The following is an 18,439-nucleotide window of genomic DNA, read 5'->3' on the forward strand; positions in this document are numbered from 1 at the left end:
TCAGTGTTCATATATCATTTTCCTGGTCATCCCGCCATCAATTACAAGATTTTCACCATTAATGAAATTATTCTCCTCATGGCACAGGAAAAGACATGCCCTGGCAACATCTTCAGGCTTTCCGACACGGTTGGATGGATGCTGAAAATGATCGGCTTCTCTCAGGGAATCATAATCACCCGTTTCAATCCAGCCGGGACTGATACTGTTTACACGTATATTATACTCACTCAGCGTAATGGCTAAAGCATGGGTTATTGAATAAATCCCGCCCTTGCTTGCAGAGTAGGCTTCAGTATTCGCTTCTGACATGGCTGCCCTCGTTGAAGCCATATTGATTATGGTGCCGCCAGATTCTTTCATAAGAGAGGCTGCCTCTTTACTGAAATAAAATACACTGCTCAAATTAGTCGATATCACTTCATCCCAGTCACTTGTTTCCATTTCCCAAAAATCTTTGAACTTTGAGATGCCGGCATTGTTAATCAGAACGTCAATCTTTTCATACTCGGCTTTTATCTCCCTGAATATTTTTTCTACTTCCTGGGGATCTGCAACATCGCATTGTTTATATATGACTTTACCCCCGGCCTCATTTAATTCCCTTGATAAGCTCAGGCCCTTTTTCTTCTGTTTGTCAACAAGGATAACAGTGTATCCACCCTTGCTGAATTCATTCACTATGGCTTTGCCGATCCCTTGGGCTCCGCCTGTTACTATCACCAGTTTTTCATGTTTCATCTTAAGCCCTCCTTTTTGTTCATTTTTCCTTATTCTCTTTTTCACAAACCCTTGTGCCGTCCATTCAATAAAAAAATCTGCCCACTATGAGCAGATCTTAACTTCTTGGTTTTTCCATATAAGTATAAATGATATCTCCGCCCTGCTGAGCAATCCCTCTAAAATGCTTAAAATCTTCCTGAGCGATAAGATGCTTCCTGAAGTGCAAAAAGTCAGTCTTCTGCACCCTGTACTCCTCTATTCCTCCACTTCTTAATTCATCCAATATTGCCAAAACTTCCTGATCTCCCATATAGCTTCCCTCCCTCCCTTTTTAATATTATCATTAGTGTACTATAATTGTTTTCAACTTTCATTTTATCACCTGGAATAACGGACAGGGAAATCCACCGTTTCCTGCAGTCAAAATCTCAGAAAACCATTTTCTTTTACAAATTAACAGATTATTAGAATAATATTTCGTAAAGCCCTTTACCTTTTTGTTATTTTAAGGCAAACTGTAATTAATTGTTTCTGAAACTTTTGACAAAGGAGAGAGTGTTTGTGAAGAAAGCAGAAGTAGGTAATCTAATTGAATTCCGTGATGGCTTAAAAGGCATCGTTGAGAAAGTGAACGAGAATTCTGTCATCGTTGACCTGACATTCATGGAGAATTACCGCGACCTTGAGTTGGAAGAAAAAACAGTTGTCAATCATAAAAATTATAAAATCATTGAATCATAACAGGACAAAGCCAGGCAGCCCATATGGAGTGCCCGGCTTTTCTTTTTTGGCTCTCTTCGTAAACTTTGTTGTTATTCAATATAAATTTCAAATAATATCCTGATAAACCGTCACAAAAACTCCGGTGAGCAGGAACCAAAAGAGCTGATCATTCTCTTAGAGAGTAAAACCCTGGGATACAGGCGAAAAATCCTGGCCGTAAATTTTTTCTAAAACACTAAAGATGAAAAAACAGTATAGGTTCCGCCCTGTTTAAGGAAAGACCTAATACCGAAAGGGAAAATCCGGCTTTCGGGACCTTTTCGAAAACAGCAAGAGTTCATAATCATTCCAAAAGAAGAAAGTACTGCTATGGAATAATGCTGCAGGACTCATGAAAGATTCTTATAAAATCGCTTTTTTGATACAAACATTCCAGTCATTCCCTCAATACCTGCCAGTGAACTGTATAAAAGGAATTACTTACTGCCCTTTGAAAGACTTTCTCCTTCAAGCTCTTTAAAAGACTCAACCTTTCCGTGAGGATGCTGTTCCTGTTTTCTTGCATTCCATTGCCTTTCTTTTTCTTGCTTTGATTTCGTCATGTTACATACCTCCTTTCAGTCATTTCTATGGTGCCTGATTTCTCAATGTTTATTCCTTCCCTCAAAGCCTTGTCTCTGCCGGTTTCATCCATAACAGGATGATGAACAACAAGCTCAGATAACCAAAAAGGGGATATAAGTAGGATAGAAGCTGGCTGTATTCGAAGAAACTCAATAGGTATACGAAACCAAAAATGCCGAGTGTAATGAAGATTCTCCTCCCATTCCAGTAATTGGCCAATTGTTTCTCAAGCCCGAACACTCCGCCTATTATCGAAGTGAATATCTCTCCAAAGATAATGAAAATGTAGATACCATACAAACTGCCCGCCAGGCTTTTCATGACAACCGCCATTGGAATTTCATAGGTTGTTACATGCGGGATCATTACCAGGGTGAAATGACTGGAAACCAGTATAATGGTAAGCAGGACTCCTCCAAGTATCCCCCCGTATTTCACCGTTTTGATATCTTTGATTTCCGCCGCAACCGGCACAAGGACTGCCTGTGCCATCGCCAGGTTGAATGCAGCATATGAAAAAGGACTGATGACCGCTTTCCATCCATCGTCTGCGTGAGGTATTTTCATAATCGCTTCAAGAAATTCCGGTTTAAATATAGTGGCAAACATGATGGATATATTAAAAATGATCATAGCAGGGACAACGAGAGTGTTGACTGCGAACAACCCCTTCATTCCCACAGCCATTACAATGAGTCCCAGGAAAATGGACAGCAGGACCCCTGTCTGTTTATTCATATTCAACTGTTCTTCAAAAACCGCTCCCGCACCTGACAGCATGACTGCGGTTACACCAAGAAGCATCAGCATCATAAGGATATTCATGAATTTCGAAAACCACTTCCCGAACAAGTACTCGTTAAATTGCTCGTAGGATACTGCTTTGATTTCATGTGCTTTCACCATTATCTTTGAACCAAGGAATATAAATAAATAACCGCTGATAAGGATGCCGATCAATCCAATGAAACCAAAACGGGTGAAGAACTCCACAATCTCCCTTCCCGTTGCAAAACCTGCTCCAATAATTGTGCCTACATAAACTGCCGCTAATTGAAATACACCGCTCCATCTCTTCATCTATTCACCTCATTGATCTGCTTGTTGAAACGCTATTGCTGGCTGAAATACGGCCTTAATTTAAGTAACCCGCTATTAAACCTTATGTACAAGCATGCCATTTAAGAAGTACAAACCTGGTTCTTAAAAGGAAATAATTACCTTGATCCAGCGCTTGAAAGTCAAAGTTAGTCAAAGTATAATGAACATTAGATCAGGAATGATCAAACATTAAGTATATCAATTCTTTTTTTATATAAAATTAGTCAAAGTTAATCAAAGTCAAAATACTTCATATCTGACTGGAGGAATAATATATGCTTTGTCAAAAATGCCAAGAAAACACCGCAAAAGTAAACTTGCATGTTAATGTGAATGGTCACAAAAAATCTTTATTTCTCTGCCATGGATGTTATACACGTGAAAAAGACATGATTCATTCTTCAAATAATAACCCTTTTCAGAATTTCTTTGGGGGCAGCACCGGGGAAAGCCAGCAGCCATACCATAAATCTGCACACGAAGGAAGCAAGGAAAAGTCGTTCCTTGATCAGTACGGCCGGAACTTAACGCATCTTGCAAAAGCGGACCTTATTGATCCGGTTATCGGACGGGATTCAGAATTAGACAGAATGATTGAGGTTCTAAACAGGCGAAATAAAAATAACCCGGTATTAATCGGGGAGCCCGGGGTAGGGAAGACAGCGATTGCAGAAGGGTTGGCCATCAAGATAGCCAATCGCCAGGTTCCATCCAAATTGCTGAATAAAGAAGTCTATCTTCTGGATGTGGCCTCTTTAGTGGCAAACACAGGTATCCGGGGTCAATTCGAGGAACGAATAAAGGCGCTGATCGAGGAACTTCAGAGCCGTAAGAACATCCTGCTGTTCATTGATGAAATTCACCTGATTGTCGGCGCAGGTTCAGCGGAAGGCAGCATGGATGCAGGAAATATTTTAAAGCCAGCCCTTGCCAGAGGAGAACTGCAGCTCATCGGTGCGACGACTCTGAAAGAATACAGACAAATTGAAAAAGATGCTGCTTTGGAAAGACGTTTACAGCCAATCCAGGTCAAAGAGCCATCAGAAGAGGCTGCTATCGAGATATTGAAAGGGCTGCAAAATAAATATGAAGATTATCATGAGGTGAAATTCAGCGACGAAGCGATCGAAAGCTGTGTCATCCTTTCAAAACGATACATCCAGGACCGCTTCCTGCCGGATAAAGCAATCGACCTTCTTGACGAAGCCGGCTCTTACGAAAATCTTAAAAGCGGACAGCAAAATGAAGATGAATTCCGCAGCAGACTCTCTCAAATTGCAGCCGAGAAAGAGAAGGCATTAACTGAAGAAAATTATGAGCTTGCAGCAAAACTGAGGGATGAAGAAGTTCAACTGGAAAAACTGGTGGAAAGCCATGGACGCCGGGAATACCCTGTTGTGAAACCTGAGCTTATCCAGAAATTGATCGAAAAGAAAACCGGTATTCCTGTCGGGAAACTCCAAGAAGGCGAACAGCAGAAAATGAAGGATCTCCAGACCATGCTCAACAACCAGGTTATCGGCCAGGAAGAAGCTGTTCGGACAGTTTCGAAAGCCATCAGGCGAAGCCGGGCCGGACTGAAAGATAAGAATCGTCCAATTGGGTCATTCTTGTTCATCGGGCCGACAGGTGTAGGTAAAACAGAACTTTCCAAAACTCTTGCTCAGGAGTTGTTTGGAACTGCTGAAGCCATGATAAGGCTTGATATGAGTGAATACATGGAAAAACACAGCATTTCAAAACTTATCGGTTCACCTCCGGGCTATGTTGGACATGAAGAAGCCGGGCAGCTTTCAGAAAAGGTACGGAGAAATCCCTACAGCATCATACTTCTGGATGAGATTGAAAAAGCCCACCCTGATGTACAGCATATGTTCCTTCAAATCCTTGATGATGGCCGTCTGACTGACAGCCAGGGCAGAACAGTCAGCTTCAAAGACACCGTAATTATCATGACAAGCAATGCCGGCGTCGGATTCAAAGAGAAACATGTCGGCTTTACGAGCCATACAATGAAGGAAGCATCAATCCTGGATAACCTAAAAGATTATTTCAGACCTGAATTCCTTAATCGTTTTGACAACATCGTCGAGTTCAATTCATTAGGGACGACAGAACTAAAACAAATTATCGATATCCTTCTGAACGAACTTTACAGCGTACTTGAAGAGCAGAATATTAATTTGACCGTAACAGAAGAAGTTAAGGATAAGCTTGTGGAAGATGGTTACCATCCTGATTTCGGAGCACGTCCGCTGCGCAGGATCATCCAGGAAAAACTCGAAGATTCCATTGCAGATTTTATCTTGGATCATCCAGAGAAGAAAGAAATGACAGCTGCCATTGAAGAAAATGAAATTGTAATCAAGTAACTAAAAGCCTTGCTCCTCATTAAAAGGGAGCAAGGCTTTTTGTGCGGGATGGAATTGAGGTTGATATAGATCCTTTCTTGAGATTCCCTGAGTCCCTCCAGCAAGAAAAAGTGATTTATGGAACCTGCATGAGACATCCTGATTTCTTTCACGCAGGCTGTTTTCGCATATAATGTTGCTTTCGGAAAAAATCCCAAGTGCCGGGTTTTCCCTTGTATTCAAAGGTTTTACTCTAAAAAAAGAACGAGCAGCTCTTTTCTATCCTGCTCGCCAGGGTTTTTGAAACGATTTATCAGGATATTTAGCAACAAAGTTTACGAAAGGAGCCTTCAAGCAAGAAAAAAGGACCACCTGGAACATCCCCATCTGTTTCCACTTAGGAACCAATCGGTTTTTTGAGAATGGTTTAACTATAAAGTGTAAAAGAGAATACTCTCTCCCTACATCAATAAGAAAGATCCTTGATTGACAGACCTACTCTTTTTAATAATTCAATCGCTGTGTCTTTTTCATCACTGTCCAATACGGACATCAGCTGATGGATTTGTTCTTCATGACGCGGAAAGAGCTCACCGATGAATGCCTTCCCCTCGTCTGTGATTTGAGCATATGTCACACGACGGTCAGTTGGGCACGCAACCCTCCTGATCAAGCCTTTTTTCTCCAGCTTGTCCACCACATAGGTGATGCTTCCGCTTGCTAATAATATTTTCCCGCCAATCTGCTGCAGCGGCTGATCCCCTTTATGGTAAAGGAGTTCGAGGACAGCAAATTCCGTCATATTCAATCCGTTATTTTGTATGAAGACCTGTACGTCTTCGTTGATTGCTTTATAGGCTCTAGAAAGCACAATAAATAATTTCAATGATTGTTCTATGTCTCTTCTATCTTCCATGTTTAATCATTTCCTTTTAATATAATTATCTCTATTTTACAACTTTCCAGTTATGGTTAACAGCGGCTTTTACTGTTTTATGTTTCAAGAAGTAATTCGCAAGCAATTCCGTCATGTCAATCTGACTCGATTTTATGGCCGGCCGGTTTTTGAACATTGGGTATTCTCCACCGCCGCCGGCACGATAGTTGTTCATCACCACAATATATTTACCGTCCATATCAACCGATTCCCCTTTGTATTCCAGATTCATAATCCGGCTTCCGGGTTCATTGCTGATATTGATTGTATATTGAATGCCTTCCCACATATCGTAATTGTAATGCTGAGGCTTGGGTGTAGAAAAAGCCGGATTTACAATGATGCTCCCCTTATCATCCAACTGAAAATAAGAAGCTGAGCGCTCTAATGCCTGTTTCATATCATGCCCGCTGATCTCAATTGCTGTCAACGTATTAGGGTATACATAATTTGATACTATATCCCTCATTGTCACTGTATTGGGAAAACCTGAGGCTGTGAAACTGAACAAAGCAGTATTCGAAATGCTCACATCAAGTGCATCCATCTGTACTTTATTGATGAATTCCACTAATGGGTGTTCCACCATCCTGGCTTTTAGAGGATCTGTAATCGTCATGTCACCCTCTATAAAACCGATCGGCTGATCCAGCCATTCCTGTGTTCGGGTTTCATAGGCATCTGCAAGCTGAAGGATTTGTTCATCTTCTTTTTCACCAGCTACAGAAAGAAGTTCAGCCTTCTTGCTGATGATTTCCCACCTGCCGTTGACCTCCTCTAGTGTAATATCCACCCGGCCGATATACTGCGCATTGAAACCCGGCTGGATGACCAATACTCCATTTACCATGCCTGTCAGCTGGCGGTGCTGGTGACCTGTAAGCAGTACATCCACACCCTCGATTTCAGTACAAATGCTATAGCCTTGGTTTTCACCGGTATGAGGCTCTGTCGGTTCTCCAGTTTCAATGTCATTTTCAAACCCGCCATGATAGGAAACAATCATGATATCCGGATTTTCCTTTTCCCTGATGAACTTCACCCAATGTTTGGCAGCTTCAAGAGCATTACTGAATTTCAGCCCTGAAATATAATCCGGATTTTCCCAATTCGGTACATAGTGGGTTGTCAAACCAAGTATGACAGCCTTTAACCCGTTCGTGAATTCTTTTACCACATACGGCTGTCCAAAGTAAGGCTTGCCAGTCTGTCTATCAAGGATATTTGCTGATAGCCAAGGAAACCCAGATTGATTTACAGCTTCCGTGATGACGCAATTTCCATAGTTGAACTCATGGTTGCCAATGACTGCCGCATCATACTGAAGGTGATTTAGCACCTTGACCATTGGGTTTGTTTGATCAGCCATGTGTTTTACATAATGGTATGTCAGCGGTGTTCCCTGTATGAGATCACCATTATCCAGAGTGATGACATAGTCGTTTTCCTGCTGGATCCTTTTGATCAATGCTGCCGCTTTGGCCAAACCCAGGGGATGGAATTCATTGGTTCCATAATGTATCGGAAAGATGCTGCCATGAACATCACTTGTTTCCACTATTGTCATTGAAATTTGTGACATCATTTACCTCCGCTGTTCTCTCTTATTGATATTGTATCAAATTTCTCCAGGCGCTGTGTCACATTCCTTAGAGCGCTATGTTATACATGAACCAAATGTGAACCTCCTCAGAGCAGACCCCGGGTCAATACAACAAAAAAAGTCCCCCCTATCATTGCGGAGAACTTTGCTGGACGCTTTTTATATGGTTTATTTCCTGATATTTAGTGATGAGTTTGTCCAGCTCCTGGCTGCTTTCCACCGTACGGCTGTCATTCAGTCCGAATCTTGCCCCTATCTCAATCATTTCTCTTTGTTTTTTAGCAATTCTATAAAGAATGACTTTTTGGTAGACTTTATCAAATGGGAACATCAATGAAACTCGCACCTTTCTGTCTGTATATGGAATCTCAGTGTATTCGATAATTAATAGATACCTCTGAAGTATCGCAACATTAGGTATAAAAGTAAATAGAATCGCTAAAACAAGACAAAATTTCACAAAAAGTTCAGTATTGCTACCTCAGAACTGACGGGATACGACAAAATCCCCGGTCTCTTTATTGACAGGGGATTTTTGCAGGGTTACTCAATTCTTGCCCACATTTCCTTGGGATTCATTTCGTAGATTCCATTCTCTCTGTACATATAGTGATTAATGATGAACTCCCTTCTGATGGTGGCGTAATCTTCATGGAATTTCTTTATATAATCATTGATTTCCTTTTCCTCGTATTTCACCCCGGGTCTTAGACCTTGGATAATATGTTCAAAGATGAAAAGCTTCTTCTTTCGTTGTGCAGGAATTTGAGCTAACTTTCCTTCAGCAGTAAAAAAGTTGTTTAATACCTTTTGTCTTTCCTTCTGGATTTTTTCCATTGCTTCTTTGTCCCCCTTGTTTTCTTCTGCCATCCTTTGCAGTACCTCTCCATGATGTTTCATCACTTTCTTATTCAGATGATAATATAATGAGTTTTTTTCCCTGCGCGAAAACACAAGATTAATATCCTTAAGTTTTGTTAAATGATGGGAAATGGTCGGTGCGGTTAGTCCCAATTTACCTGCAATGGCAAGTCCATGTAATGGCCCTTCCTTAAGGAGCATGATGATTTTCAATCTGGTTGGATCTCCGATCGTCTTATAAAAGGAGACCAGTTTATCGAGTTGCATATCGTTCCTCCCTAAAACCCCTATTTAGATGTTCATCTAATTTAATTATTATCTAAATAGATTGCATTGTCAAATCATTCAGGCACAAAAAAGCCCCAAGGTAATTTGAGGCTTTCAGCTTGTTGACAAGGTCCAATATACGGACCATGTCTACAAGCTTTTTTTGCATAGTTAAGTTAAATATTTACAAATTAGGATGATTGGAACGAAAAGTTGATTTCCGCTACAGGCGCTCGACTCCGCGGGGCGGGTCTCCCGACAACGGAAGACCGAATATCAACCCTGTTGTTTTGATAATTTATTGGACATGGCAAGGAACATGCCCAGTCTAATTATCCACAATTCCCACTAGAAATCAGCAAACCCCGCTCCACCCTTTTGGTTAGAGCGGGGTTTGTCTACACAGTCTGGACTTTGATACATCTTCTATTGAACTGCTTTTTCTACCTTAAGCAGGATTTCTTTTTTATCCACCTGGCTGCCGGCATATCCTGTCAGCGATTGATTTTTCCCGATCACCCTGTGACATGGGATGATAATGGGAAGGGAATTGGATTTGTTCGCTTGGCCAATTGCCCTTACCGCTTTAGGATTATTGATTTTTTCTGCAATTTGCTTGTAGCTGCAAGTACTTCCATAAGGAATGTCCTTCAGTGCTTCCCAAACTGATTCTTGAAATGGAGTGCCTTTGGTTTTTATGGGCAGGTCGAACTTCTCCCTGTTTCCCCTGAAGTATTCTTCCATTTGTGCTGCCGCTTTTTGAAGCAGTGTATTTTCACTGGTTGATTCTGGTGCAGTTACAAACTCGACTTTTGTCAGGAAGCCTTCTTCAGCTGTGATTTTCAGATTACCGACAGGACTGGTAACCACCATGCTTTCTGTTTTCAATGTTTTCATCCTTTCGCACACGGAAAGTCAATATGGAACGTGGTGCCTTTGCCCAGTTCACTCTCTACCTCTACCAGGCCTGCATGTTCTTCAACAATTTTGAAAGTGACCATTAAGCCAAGGCCGGTTCCTCTTTCCTTTGTTGTATAAAATGGTTCTCCCAGTTTCTTGATTTTTTCTTTTGGAATTCCCATTCCTTCATCCCTAATTGATATTCGCAGGATACCTTCATCTTTTTCTGAAATGGCAATCGAAATCATGCCCCCCTTCGGCATCACCTCAATGGCATTTTTCACAATATTGATAAAAACCTGCTTCAATTGGTTCGGTTCAGCATAAACAGCTGGTATCCCGCTGCCATACTCTTCTTGGAATTGTACATTATGCATGACTGCTTGTGCTTTCAAAAGTTCCAGTGTATCCTTCATGATCCTGACAAGATCTGTTTCCTGATATTGAACTGCCTGCGGCTTGGCAAGGATCAGAAACTCAGTGATGATGGATTCAATCCTTTGCAATTCTGACTGTATAACCTGAAAATACATTTCATGTTCAGTTTCCATACTGTTCTCCAATAGCTGGATGAATCCCTTCAAAGCAGTCATAGGGTTCCTTATTTCATGGGCTATGCCTGCTGCAAGCTCTCCGACTACCGATAAGGTGTCCGATTTCCTAAGCTGGTCTTGAAGTTCCACTTCTTCTGTAATATCCCTGATGACGGTCAGATTCATATTCGATAAAAGATTGTATTTAGATGACAGCTCCAAATGCTGCTGGCGGTCGGAGTCCGTTTTAATCAGCTTTACAAAGCTTGCCTGGCCCTCTTCCTTCAACTTAGCCTGATATCTCAGGTATTCCTCATCTTCATTTTCTTTAATCATAAAGATATCCTTTATGTCACTGCCGATCAACTTATCTTTATTGGTAGACAGAATTTCAAGGGCGACTGGATTGGCATCGACCACCTGTCCGGAATGATTGGTAAGGACCATTCCATCGAGAGTCCCTTCAAAAACCTTCCGGAAGCGTTCTTCACTTTCCCTAAGGCTCTTTTCCATTTGATGCCTTTCACTGACATTTCGAAAGATCGTCATATTATAACCATCCACTGAATGCAGCTTCGAAGTGAACTCCAGATGCTTCAATTGATTATTGGGCATAAGGAATAGTACCTCATCCCGGACAGCCCCTTTGGATTTGAGTTCATGTGTCACAGATTCAAACTTAGACATTTCCAGTGGATATACAAAGTCTTCAATCTTTTTAGTCAGAATTTCAGACAGTGAGCACTCAAAAATCTTCAAAGCCGATCGGTTAGCGCGAAGCACCCTCCCGTCATGATCCCATAGTACTATGGCATCGATTGCTTCTTCAAAAAGATCTTTGAACAACTCTTCACTGCGTTTCAACTGGATTTCCATCTGCCTTTTTTCCGTAATATCCCTGAGGATGGCCATATGTAGTTCATGATTTACATATGGGGTTGTCGTGTATTCGACCACTGATATCCCTTCAGAATGGGTAATGGGCATTTCTCCTCTCGCTTGTATTCCTGAATCGAGGAGCTCTTTGATTTTCATCACCTTGAAATGAAAGTTTTCAGGTACGAAGGAGGCGACTTTCCGGTTCAGGACATCCCTTTTGTTCAGGTTCACCTGCTTGCAGAATGCCTGATTGGCCTCTTGGATGGTCCCATCTTTGTCAAATAAGAGAATCCCCTCAGCAGCCTGCTGAAATATGTTATTAAGCATATGGAGGTTCATATGATCATTTCTCAGTTTCTCTCGTTCACTCGTAATATCTCGCAGAAAAAAGAAAGCATATTCACAATCAGTTGATTTAGTGATCTTCAGGTCTATATGCTTTATTTTTCCCGAGACAGTTGTCAGCAGTGTTTCATCCTCGATTTCCCCTCCTTCAACTGCAACTTTCTCATATTGAGAAAATATAGGGGCGGGAACAGCTTGGAAGAATTGGACAAAAGACTGATGAAGCAAGGACTCTTCTTCTATTTCAAGCAAATCCAATGCAGCTGAATTGGCTTCAACGATAGAGAAATCTTTTCTCACTATCAAAATCGGGGCGGGGGAAGCTGTCAAAATCACCCTGTAATCCTTGGGATCCAATGGGCTTAAATCCTTATCACGCTTGTACGTTTGATTATTGGCCATTCCACTTTCCTCCTATTACCTTGCATCTCTGCCTTTTATCCTATGTTATCTTTCTTCTGTTTCAGAAAGTTTACAGCTTAATTTCGGTTTATATCGATTCAGTTATTTATAGTTTAAGAATGGGTTGAAAGGGTACTTTCTAGATATATTTTTGATACGTTATTAGGGGAGAGCACGCTGCTCCACCCAATAAAGAGCAGGGTATCAGGATATACTTTCACAAGAAAAAAGCAATCTATTTTTCAATAACACTCAAAGTTGGTGACTTCATGAAGAAAACTAGAAATTATTACTTCGATAATGCGAAAGTCATTTTGATCTTCCTTGTCGTATTCGGACATTTTCTCCGTTCATTCATTGAAAACGATGAATTTGTCCTTGCCCTGTACAAAACGCTGTATACCTTCCACATGCCCGCGTTTATCATTGTTTCAGGGTTTTTCGCCAAAGGATTCTTTAAAAAAGGGTATATACCGAAATTATTTAAAAAGCTGATACTGCCCTATCTATTATTTCAAATCATCTATACGGTCTATTATTTCTTTCTGTACAACAGGAACAGTTTGACTATCGATATATATGATCCCCAATGGTCGATGTGGTTTCTATTAAGTTTATTCTGCTGGAATATACTGCTGTATTTGTTCGTCCGCAAATGGAAGCTGCAGCAAAATAAGGCGTTGTTAATAGCTTTTGCCCTCGGGATAGCCATTGGGTTTGTCGACAATGTTTCCAATTATCTAAGTCTGTCCAGGACATTCGTATTTTTCCCGCTGTTCCTTCTTGGCTATTTTCTTAAAAAGGAACATTTCACACTCATGAGGACAAACCGGGCCCGTATTGCCGCAGCACTGATTCCTGCAGCTGTATTTGCATTCATGTTCCTGGTGCCGGAGTTTTCAGACAAGTGGCTGTTGCATTCGAAATCCTATGAGCAGCTTGGCGGAAAAGAATTCTTCAGCGCGATTGAAAGAAGCGGTGTCTATTTGATGAATGTCGCAATGTCCTTCAGCTTTTTCGCATTTGTACCGAAAAGCAGGCATTTCTTTACAAAGTGGGGAGCCAGCACGCTTTATGTGTATCTGATACATGGATTTATCATAAAGTTCTTCCGGGAAACTTCCTATCCGGATATCCTGCCTCCCGTCCAGTCGATCATTTTACTTGTGGCTGCTTCCTTTATCCTGACTGTACTATTGTCCAGCAGGGCATTCACTTCTTTGACACAGCCCTTGATCGAGCTGAAGACAAGTAAATTCGTTAAACTTTTGAAAGACTTAAAGAACTACAAGAAGCGACATACTGAATATATGAAGTATTGATACTGATCGGCCATATGCTGCCGTCAAAAAACCAGACCGGCAGTCCTGCCGGTCTTTTACTTTTTTATACATATTCTCATAACTGATGCCAAATTCCTTCATATAATTTGGAAATAGGTCAAAATACCGAATAACGTTGAGTTTAGTGCCTTGCTTGGTTACAATGTTAAAGTACTGTTGCTCTAACTTTTTAAAGGTACATAAAGGAGTTTTCATAATGAAAAAAGCTGTATTAAGCACATTGAATGCAAAATATATACACACAAATCTAGCCATCAGGAATCTTAAGGCATTTTCATCACCAGAATTTGATGTCGAGATAGCAGAATATACCATTAAAGACCCGCTCATGAACATCGTATCAGATCTATACACTAAAAAAGCTGATGTCGTAGGCTTCAGCTGTTACATTTGGAATATTGAGGAGACAATATCCGTAGTCAAAATGCTGAAAAAGATATCTCCTGAGACTGTCGTAATCTTTGGCGGTCCTGAAGTTTCGTATGATGTCCCCTACTGGCTGGAACGTTTGCCTGAAGTTGACTTCTTTGTGATCGGTGAAGGGGAAGAAACCTTCAAAAGCCTGCTTGGGCAGATCTATGGCGGCCAAAATTGGGAAGAGGTCAATGGCATAGGCTATTTAAAAGACGGCAAGGTAAAAATCAACCCGCAGCGGAACAAACTTGACCTGAGGGAACTGCCATCGCCTTTCAGGTTCGAGGAAGATCTTCATGATCTTTCCAAACGGGTAACATACATTGAAACCAGCCGCGGCTGTCCTTTCCGTTGCCAGTTCTGCCTTTCTTCCATAGAAGTCGGAGTCCGTTACTTCGACAGGGAAAAAGTCAAAGATGATATTCGTTTTCTGATGGAACATGGGGCCAAGACGATCAAGTTCGTGGACAGGACATTTAATATCAGCCGGAGTTATGCAATGGAAATGTTCCGCTTCCTAATCGATGAACATCGCCCTGGAACTGTTTTTCAGTTTGAAATCACGGCTGATATCATGCGTCCTGAAGTTATCGATTTCCTTAATAAAGAAGCACCTGCAGGATTATTCAGATTCGAAATCGGGGTGCAATCAACAAATGATGAAACCAATGATCTTGTCCTGAGAAAGCAGAACTTCTCAAAATTGACCCGAACTGTGACCATGGTAAAGGAAGGAAAGAAAATTGATCAGCATCTGGATTTAATCGCTGGATTGCCTGAGGAGGACTACCAATCCTTCCGCAAAACATTCAATGATGTATTTGAGTTAAGACCGGAAGAACTGCAGCTGGGCTTTTTAAAAATGCTGCGCGGGACCGGCTTAAGAATCAATGCCAAACAACAGGATTATATTTATATGGACAACGCTCCATATGAAATATTGGGAAATAACGTCCTTTCCTTTGACGATATCGTCAGAATCAAACAAGTGGAGGATGTACTGGAGAAGTATTGGAACGATCACCGGATGGATGAAACCATTGAATACCTTGTTACAAATGTTTTTGATACACCATTTGATTTCTTTCAAAGCTTTGGGTCTTACTGGGAAGGCCGCGGATGGTCAAGGATCGGCCACCAGCTTGAAGATCTATTCAGAAGGCTTCATGAATTTCTATCAGAAACCAAAAGCGGGCACATTCCAACCATTGAAGCCATAATGAAATATGATTATTTGAAGAATCAGCGCTATAAACCAAGAAAGGCTTGGTGGCAGCCGACTTTGGAAAAACGGGACCGCTCTCAAGTGTACCAACAGATCTTGAAGGACCCTGCATTATTTGGCAGTGACTTTGTCCAGTTGAACTTAAATGAAAAAGATCTGCATAAACATACCCTTTTGGAAAGATTATCGGTGACACCGTCTACATCAGGAATTAAGGAGGAACCTTGCTACCTTCTCTCCTACTATGAACCCGTTTCCGGTACCGCACAGCTGTTTACCTCTGCAGGTTCGGATATACTCCAAAAGATTTAATATTGTTTGACTAATTGTTAAGGCTCTTTTCGATAACTTTGATGCAACCTATTATGAATTTCAAATGATATGCTGGCAGTCCGCCGGAAAGGAAAGCGAAGGGCTGTTCTTTCTTTTTCGGAAGCAGCAATAAATGCGAAAAAATTCTATTGTAAAAAGGTTAAGCCTCATCTTGGGGCTTAACCTTTTTGTATTTGTATTCTCAACATCCTCTTTTTTTATCCTGCTTTTTGTTCGTTTCAGGAATTTCAAAATGTTTGGCTGCGTTGAAATCCCCGAATTCCATTCCAAACTCTTCCTGGAAATTTTGTTTCTTCTCTGTATCTTTACATTTATCTTTCATCATTCATTCTGCCTTCCCTGCCATGTTTAGAGTTTCTATTTTTTCCTTTAGCCGGGTTTTCATCTTGTGCAAATTCAGCACTGAAATCCTTTTGCTCCGATAAATTCTTTCTTGGTGTTTTATTATTCTTCTCTGCTGCATCATATTCTGCTTTACGTTTAGCCATTTACGTCAGCTCCTTTTGAATGAACTGAATATAGTTTTTCCGGGTTATTAAATTTCATACAGTCTGACCTTTTCAAACCCATTTCTTGTGATGCGAAAAATTACCACTCATTTTCTTTATATTTGGAGAGATGATAACAGTAGAAACAATAAACTATTCAAAAGGAGGACACCATCAATGGCTAGAAGTTCAAATAAATTATTAGTTCCGGGCGTGGAGCAATTCATGGATCAAGTGAAGTATGAAATTGCAGAGGAATTCGGAGTGACACTTGGTTCTGATACAGTTTCCCGTTCCAATGGTTCTGTCGGAGGCGAAATCACAAAGCGCCTTGTAAAACAAGCCCAGTCACAGCTTAAAGGAAAATAATATCCCGAATAATTAAACCAGGCTGCCTGCAGGCAGCCTGGTTTAATTTAGTGTCCGTTTCCTTTTCTTTTATCACTATCAGAAGGATTACCCTTATGGTTTTCATTCGGTTTTTTCTTGCTGTCCCTGTCATCTGTTCCTTTATCCTTATGATCCTTTTTTCCCTGATTACCTCGATTGGTATCTAAGTCATTTTTTCCTTTGCTTCCATTGTTATTCTCCGGGGTATTTGGTTTTTCTCCTTTTTCATTTCTATTGCTTTTGCCGTTATTTCCTTTTTCTTCTTTTTTATCAGCACCATGATCTGATTGGTTTTGATGGGCCCGGGAATTACTGTTCGCTTTTGATTTACCCGCTTGTTTCTCCTCGACGTGATCCGGCCTTTTTCCCTTTGTTTCCGGAAGTTTTTTAGGCTGTTCATTTTTTTCTTTTGTGATCTCAGGCTTTGAAGGTTGACTGGTTTCTTCAGAGGCTTTCTGTCGAGTTGCTTTTTCTTTTTGGGCATTCTCTTCTTTCATCAACAACTGTCCTGTTGTCAAACCTGCTGCTGCGGCCTCTTTTCTTGTCTCCAAACTGGATTCGATGGAAGAGATGTCGGCTGTTCCTTCCTTCATCTTCTCCGATGCAAATTCCTTGATCTCGTCCTCAATGGAATTCTTAATTTCTTCATCGGCTTCTTCAGTAAATACTGTTGTAAGAGTCACTTTTTTATGCTCGTCCAAATATCCATTCTTTTCACTAATGGAAATGATCTCTTCTGCAACCTCAACGATCGATTTTCCTTTCCAATCAGAGAGGCTTTCCAATATGTGTTTCGCTTCAGGATTAAAGGCCTTCATTTGCAAAACTTCCCGATCTTTATCGATGCTCATTTCGAAGCTTGGATTGATATCAACCGAAACATAAGCATAAACCCCGGGATCATTGACTGCAGGAATAAGTATGAATAATAACATTAACAATGCGGCTGCCCCCGCCAGGATGGGTTTGAAGTGTAACCGCTGCTTCCAGTGATCAAAAAATGATAAATGACTCTCACCTTTCAGCTTCGGGAGAAAAGTCAGCTCTTCTCCTATTTCATATTGTACTGCAGGCTGCTTTCTTGCCTTATGAAATTCGCCTTCAGGAGTCATCATGATGATGGTATCCGATTTAACCTCCATAACGATCCCTTTTTTCATTGTTTCATCCGCCCTTTTAAGTAATCCTTAAGATAATAAAAATCCCCCATGAGGATAAGAGTAATCGCAATAATGTATTTTCTATTCCGCTCGATTGTTTTTCGGCTGAAACCTACTTCTTTTTCCAATTGTTTTATCGGCAGACGCTTCTTTTCCTCTAAGTACTCCAGTAGTGATGGAGTCGATGCGACTACTTCAGCAATCGATATTGCATTCATTCGGGCATCTTCATGCTTAGGAGAGATCTTAACAAGGTCTTCAAAGCTGAGAGAGTACTTCTTTAATTGCTTGCTGAAGGCCATAATCTCTTCTTTTCTTTCGCTTACTATTTTGTCCCGGTCATATTCTTCCATTGAAAGAGTTTCTGTAATTGCATTTCGGGTTTCTCCTTCTTTACTTTCAGAAAGTGCTTCCATGCTGAGACTCCGGTGCCGGCCATTCATGCGTATATAATCAATCACTTTCCTTTTAATGATCACTTCTGCAAAGCTTAGAAACGAAGCCCCTCGGCCGCTGTCATATTTATAAATGGCATCATGAAAAGCTATGAGACCTATACTGAATTCATCATCACTTTCATATATATACCTTTTGCATACCGAAGAAACAGCCTTTTTCACAAAAGGCTTATAATCCTCCAGTATCTGATTGACAATTTCTTTATTGCCATTCTGGATTTCTGCTGCCAGGTCTTCCAGAGAACCTTTTTTGTTTCTGTTTGCCGTAAAGATTAATAACACATTCAGCATTAGTCTCACCTCATTTTCGAACCTTATTATAACATGTAAAAAGCAAACCTGAAGGTACTGAAGTATGGAAAAGGCTGCCTCTTTAAAA

Annotated in this window: 19 protein-coding genes; 5 read left to right on the top strand and 14 right to left on the bottom strand. The window is 40.9% G+C overall.

The window, feature by feature from the left end:
* Both D3H55_RS17080 and ykzS read right to left on the bottom strand, forming a co-directional pair.
* Window positions 1-741: an SDR family NAD(P)-dependent oxidoreductase gene (locus tag D3H55_RS17080; protein ID WP_119548535.1), complete on the bottom strand. Its 741-nt coding sequence runs from the start codon at window positions 739-741 to the stop codon at window positions 1-3.
* A gap of 97 nt (window positions 742-838) precedes the next feature.
* Window positions 839-1,033, bottom strand: coding sequence for a protein YkzS (gene ykzS / locus D3H55_RS17085; protein ID WP_119548536.1), 195 nt, complete (start codon window positions 1,031-1,033; stop codon window positions 839-841).
* 251 nt (window positions 1,034-1,284) lie between these two features.
* Here ykzS and D3H55_RS17090 point away from each other — a divergent pair, with 251 nt between their 5' ends.
* Window positions 1,285-1,464, top strand: coding sequence for a YkvS family protein (locus tag D3H55_RS17090; protein ID WP_119548537.1), 180 nt, complete (start codon window positions 1,285-1,287; stop codon window positions 1,462-1,464).
* Window positions 1,465-1,922: 458 nt separating this feature from the next.
* On the opposite strand, the gene D3H55_RS25035 is transcribed toward D3H55_RS17090, so the two are convergent.
* Window positions 1,923-2,048: a DUF6254 family protein gene (locus tag D3H55_RS25035; RefSeq protein ID WP_240628624.1), complete on the bottom strand. Its 126-nt coding sequence runs from the start codon at window positions 2,046-2,048 to the stop codon at window positions 1,923-1,925.
* Between the two features lie 61 nt (window positions 2,049-2,109).
* Window positions 2,110-3,150 carry a YkvI family membrane protein gene (locus D3H55_RS17095; RefSeq protein WP_119548538.1) on the bottom strand — a complete coding sequence of 347 codons (1,041 nt, stop codon included), beginning with the start codon at window positions 3,148-3,150 and terminating at the stop codon, window positions 2,110-2,112.
* 296 nt (window positions 3,151-3,446) lie between these two features.
* Between D3H55_RS17095 and D3H55_RS17100 the strand changes: the two genes are divergently transcribed.
* The gene (locus D3H55_RS17100; protein ID WP_119548539.1) at window positions 3,447-5,543 is read left to right on the top strand and encodes an ATP-dependent Clp protease ATP-binding subunit; all 2,097 of its coding nucleotides are present in this window, start codon (window positions 3,447-3,449) and stop codon (window positions 5,541-5,543) included.
* 445 nt (window positions 5,544-5,988) lie between these two features.
* Here the strand turns inward: D3H55_RS17100 and D3H55_RS17110 are convergent, their stop codons facing one another.
* The 6 genes from D3H55_RS17110 to D3H55_RS17135 form a co-directional block, all read right to left on the bottom strand.
* The gene (locus tag D3H55_RS17110; RefSeq protein WP_119548541.1) at window positions 5,989-6,438 is read right to left on the bottom strand and encodes a MarR family winged helix-turn-helix transcriptional regulator; all 450 of its coding nucleotides are present in this window, start codon (window positions 6,436-6,438) and stop codon (window positions 5,989-5,991) included.
* Between the two features lie 31 nt (window positions 6,439-6,469).
* A complete protein-coding gene (locus D3H55_RS17115; protein WP_119548542.1) occupies window positions 6,470-8,044 on the bottom strand; it encodes a bifunctional metallophosphatase/5'-nucleotidase in 1,575 nt (524 codons plus the stop codon).
* 148 nt (window positions 8,045-8,192) lie between these two features.
* Window positions 8,193-8,522, bottom strand: coding sequence for an aspartyl-phosphate phosphatase Spo0E family protein (locus D3H55_RS25040; protein ID WP_240628633.1), 330 nt, complete (start codon window positions 8,520-8,522; stop codon window positions 8,193-8,195).
* 83 nt (window positions 8,523-8,605) lie between these two features.
* A complete protein-coding gene (locus tag D3H55_RS17125; protein WP_119548544.1) occupies window positions 8,606-9,190 on the bottom strand; it encodes a DUF2087 domain-containing protein in 585 nt (194 codons plus the stop codon).
* Between the two features lie 426 nt (window positions 9,191-9,616).
* Window positions 9,617-10,087, bottom strand: a complete 471-nt coding sequence (locus tag D3H55_RS17130; RefSeq protein ID WP_420808764.1) for a methylated-DNA--[protein]-cysteine S-methyltransferase — start codon at window positions 10,085-10,087, stop codon at window positions 9,617-9,619.
* On the bottom strand, window positions 10,084-12,249 hold the full coding sequence (locus tag D3H55_RS17135) for a PAS domain-containing sensor histidine kinase (protein WP_119548545.1): 2,166 nt from the start codon (window positions 12,247-12,249) through the stop codon (window positions 10,084-10,086). Before D3H55_RS17135 ends, D3H55_RS17130 begins: the two co-directional genes overlap by 4 nt.
* A 269-nt stretch (window positions 12,250-12,518) precedes the next feature.
* Between D3H55_RS17135 and D3H55_RS17140 the strand changes: the two genes are divergently transcribed.
* Together D3H55_RS17140 and D3H55_RS17145 are read left to right on the top strand one after the other, a co-directional pair.
* Window positions 12,519-13,571 (top strand): acyltransferase family protein, encoded by a 1,053-nt coding sequence (locus D3H55_RS17140; RefSeq protein WP_119548546.1) that lies wholly within the window; start codon window positions 12,519-12,521, stop codon window positions 13,569-13,571.
* Window positions 13,572-13,788: 217 nt separating this feature from the next.
* Entirely contained in the window at window positions 13,789-15,543 is a 1,755-nt protein-coding gene (locus D3H55_RS17145; protein WP_119548547.1) for a B12-binding domain-containing radical SAM protein, read from the top strand.
* Window positions 15,544-15,745: 202 nt separating this feature from the next.
* On the opposite strand, the gene ykzE is transcribed toward D3H55_RS17145, so the two are convergent.
* Both ykzE and ykzP read right to left on the bottom strand, forming a co-directional pair.
* Window positions 15,746-15,886, bottom strand: coding sequence for a protein YkzE (gene ykzE, locus D3H55_RS24455; RefSeq protein ID WP_205685504.1), 141 nt, complete (start codon window positions 15,884-15,886; stop codon window positions 15,746-15,748).
* A complete protein-coding gene (gene ykzP / locus D3H55_RS24460) occupies window positions 15,876-16,052 on the bottom strand; it encodes a protein YkzP (protein ID WP_168413156.1) in 177 nt (58 codons plus the stop codon). The genes ykzE and ykzP overlap by 11 nt, the downstream gene beginning before the upstream one ends.
* Before the next feature lie 177 nt (window positions 16,053-16,229).
* Here ykzP and D3H55_RS17150 point away from each other — a divergent pair, with 177 nt between their 5' ends.
* The gene (locus tag D3H55_RS17150) at window positions 16,230-16,421 is read left to right on the top strand and encodes an alpha/beta-type small acid-soluble spore protein (protein WP_119548548.1); all 192 of its coding nucleotides are present in this window, start codon (window positions 16,230-16,232) and stop codon (window positions 16,419-16,421) included.
* A 47-nt stretch (window positions 16,422-16,468) separates the two neighbouring features.
* On the opposite strand, the gene D3H55_RS17155 is transcribed toward D3H55_RS17150, so the two are convergent.
* Entirely contained in the window at window positions 16,469-17,602 is a 1,134-nt protein-coding gene (locus tag D3H55_RS17155) for an anti-sigma-I factor RsgI family protein (RefSeq protein ID WP_119548549.1), read from the bottom strand.
* The gene (gene sigI / locus D3H55_RS17160; protein ID WP_119548550.1) at window positions 17,599-18,351 is read right to left on the bottom strand and encodes an RNA polymerase sigma-I factor; all 753 of its coding nucleotides are present in this window, start codon (window positions 18,349-18,351) and stop codon (window positions 17,599-17,601) included. Before sigI ends, D3H55_RS17155 begins: the two co-directional genes overlap by 4 nt.
* Between the last annotated feature and the right edge of the window lie 88 nt (window positions 18,352-18,439).

The sequence above is a fragment of the Bacillus salacetis genome (assembly GCF_003581585.1).
Lineage (GTDB): Bacteria > Bacillota > Bacilli > Bacillales > Bacillaceae_B > Rossellomorea > Rossellomorea salacetis.